The following is a 2,343-nucleotide window of genomic DNA, read 5'->3' as shown; positions in this document are numbered from 1 at the left end:
GATGAGCAGCGCGCCCAACAGCACGCCCGCCCCGACCGTGATGGCGGGCCAACGGTTGACCCCGCGGGCTTCCGCTTCTCGGTCGCGGTAGCGGGCCAGCAGCAGCTGTAGGACGATCATCAGCAGGCACACCACGATCAGCGTCGCCAGCGCGGTCCAGCCGTTCCACGGAATTCCGATGGCACCAAACGGAATAATGGCGAGCGCGACCATGCCGAAGGTCAGCGCCGGGCCGACCGCGACAGCGATCGACCAAGACAGCTGACTGATACGTGCGATGATCGCCCCGGGCGCTATCAGCAAGAACAATGCAATGAGCGTTCCGAACCAGAGCCCCACTCGACTAGTATGGCTGGCCGGGTGCCCTGGCTCGGGAGGCCACCAACTGGCCGGAACGTCTGTGGGACCCGCTACCGTCACAGTTTCGCAAAAAGCGGAAGCCCTAAGGTGGCCCACATGGCTTATGACGTCGCCCGGGTGCGCGGACTGCATCCGTCGCTGGGTGACGGCTGGGTACACTTCGACGCCCCAAGTGGGATGCTGATTCCCGATTCCGTCGCGACCACGGTGTCGACGGCTTTTCGCAGGTCCGGTCCCACTACGTCGGGCGCACACCCGTCCGCGCAGCGCAGCGCCGACGTGCTGGAGGCGGCGCGGGCGGCGGTGGCCGATCTGTTCAACGTCGACCCCGCCGGTGTCGTGCTGGGTGCCGACCGTGCGATCTTGTTGTCCGCGCTGGCCGAGGCGTCGTCGTCGCGGGCCGGCCTGGGCTACGAGGTCATCGTCAGCCGCCTGGACGACGAAGCCAACATCGCCCCGTGGCTGCGCGCGGCACACCGGTACGGCGCCAAGGTCAAGTGGGCCGAGATCGACATCGAGACGGGTGAGCTCCCGACGTGGCAGTGGGAGGGCCTGATCGGGAAGTCGACTCGGCTGGTCGCCGTCGCCTCGGCTTCCGCGGCGCTGGGCACCGTCACCGACCTGCGGGCGATGACCAAGCTGGTGCACGACGTCGGCGGGCTGGCGGTGGTCGACCATTCGGCCGCGGCGCCCTACCGGCTGCTCGACGTCAAGGAAACCGACGCCGACGTGGTGGCGGTGAACGCCGCGGCTTGGGGCGGTCCACCGATCGGGGCGATCGTGTTCCGCGATCCCGCGTTGCTCAACTCGTTCAGTTCCATCTCGCCGGACCCCAAGGCCGTCGGGCCGGCGCGCCTGGAGATCGGCGCGCACCAGTTCGGTCTGCTGGCCGGGGTGGTGGCCAGCATCGAGTACCTGGCGTCGCTCGACGAATCCGCCCGCGGCAGCCGGCGCGAACGCCTGGCGGTGTCGATGCAATCCGCCACGTCGTACCTGAACCGGATCTACGACTACCTGATGGTGTCGTTGCGGTCACTGCCGTTGGTGATGGTGATCGGCCGTCCGGAGGTGCGGATCCCGGTGGTCAGTTTCGCGCTGAACGGCGTGCCCGCCGAGCGAGTCGTGCAGCGGTTGGCGGACAACGGCATTCTGGCCGTCACCAACGAAAGTTCCCGCGCGCTCGATGTGTTGGGCGTCAACGACGTCGGCGGCGCGGTCACGGTCGGCCTGGCGCACTACTCGACGACGGCCGAGGTCGATCAGTTGGTGCGCGCGCTGGCGTCGCTGGGTTGAGGCTGGGCTAGTCCGGCACCGTCACCGCGTGTGCGCTCACGGCGTGAATCCACCGTAAATCTCGCCCTACTTGCACACTGAAAGCCCTGAGTGCACAGTCAACCGCCCGGACGCTCGGCTAGACCGTCAGGACAACCTTTCCGGTCACCTTGCTCGACGTCAGCCGTTGATGTGCCTCGCCGGCCTGCTGGATGGGCAGACGGGCACCGATGATCGGCCGGACGCGGCCCTCGGCGATCATCGGCCACACCGACTCGATCACCGCCTGCACGATCTCGGTCTTGCTGTTGGGCCCGGTCGCCGGGCGAGCGCGCAGCGTGGTGCCGATGACCCGAGCCCGCTTGCCCAGCAGCTTGCCGATGTTGAGCTCGCCTTTGATTCCGCCCTGCATGCCAATGATCACGAGTTGCCCGTCGGTGGCCAGAGCGTCGATGTTGCGGTCGAGATAGGACGCGCCCATGATGTCGAAGATCACGTCGGCGCCGCCGGCCTCCTGCAGGCGCGCGACGAAGTCCTCGTCGCGGTAGTTGATGGTGATCTCGGCGCCGAGCTCGCGGCAGAACTCCAGCTTCTCCGCCGACCCGGCGGTGACCGCCACGCGCACGCCCAGCGCCCGGGCCACCTGAATGGCGTGGCTGCCGATTCCGCTTGCCCCGCCGTGCATCAGCAGCAGCTGCCCCTTGCCGAGAT

At 67.9% G+C, this 2,343-nt stretch carries 3 protein-coding genes; 1 reads left to right on the top strand and 2 read right to left on the bottom strand.

What is annotated here, in order from left to right; translation table 11 throughout:
- Positions 1-339: DUF6541 family protein (locus A5652_RS12080; protein WP_369805785.1), on the bottom strand; the 339-nt coding region annotated here is incomplete at its 3' end.
- A 117-nt stretch (positions 340-456) separates the two neighbouring features.
- On the opposite strand from A5652_RS12080, the gene A5652_RS12075 reads away from it, so the two are divergent.
- Positions 457-1,653, top strand: a complete 1,197-nt coding sequence (locus A5652_RS12075) for a cysteine desulfurase-like protein (protein WP_067351016.1) — start codon at positions 457-459, stop codon at positions 1,651-1,653.
- Positions 1,654-1,771: 118 nt separating this feature from the next.
- On the opposite strand, the gene A5652_RS12070 is transcribed toward A5652_RS12075, so the two are convergent.
- Positions 1,772-2,343 (bottom strand): zinc-binding dehydrogenase (locus A5652_RS12070; RefSeq protein ID WP_156745295.1); only part of this gene is annotated, 572 nt, incomplete at its 5' end.

The organism is Mycobacterium sp. 1165178.9, assembly GCF_001673555.1.
In the GTDB taxonomy this organism is placed as follows: Bacteria; Actinomycetota; Actinomycetes; order Mycobacteriales; family Mycobacteriaceae; genus Mycobacterium.
The sequence above is the reverse complement of the archived record's forward strand: the minus strand, read 5'-3'. Positions and strand labels throughout refer to the sequence as shown.